Below are 444 nucleotides of genomic sequence, written 5' to 3'. Positions count from 1 at the left end.
TTTCAATTTGCGAAAATTATTGTACCTTATCATACCATCTTATCCACTTAGCAAATGGGACGAATAAGCGTGTGCCCTTTTTGGCAGTACGAATAAAGTTGGCGCGCTATGTCATCCTTCTCCAGCTCAAATTGAAAATGCCCTTTTTGAACTTCCTGGGCAACAAAAAAGCGCCGGTCTGATGGTTGTGAAACCAACAAACCGACGCACTACTTTTTGTATATATTTTTTCCTCCATTTAACGGCCTTTAGGACTGAAAAAGGGCGCAGGGGAGGGGTAACCGGTATTTTATGGAGCGATCCGGGGTTCAATGTCCTTCTGCTTCTCTACAAACCTCGAAAATATCTTTTTTTGAGAACGCAAATTTCAATGGAATAAAAAAGCCACACCCCCTGATACTCTAAGCATTCCGCTTAAAATATCCAGATTGGTGTGGCTTTATG

The 444-nt window shown here is 41.7% G+C and carries 1 protein-coding gene; it reads left to right on the top strand.

Annotation, left to right across the window (positions count from 1 at the left end; translation table 11 throughout):
• On the top strand, positions 1-182 hold a 182-nt coding region (locus HMPREF0372_RS20350), incomplete at its 5' end, for a hypothetical protein (RefSeq protein ID WP_207635679.1).
• Positions 183-444: the final 262 nt, after the last annotated feature.

Origin of the sequence: Flavonifractor plautii ATCC 29863 (assembly GCF_000239295.1) — a bacterium.
Taxonomy (GTDB): Bacteria; Bacillota; Clostridia; order Oscillospirales; family Oscillospiraceae; genus Flavonifractor; species Flavonifractor plautii.
This window is presented reverse-complemented; position numbering and strand designations above follow the sequence as displayed.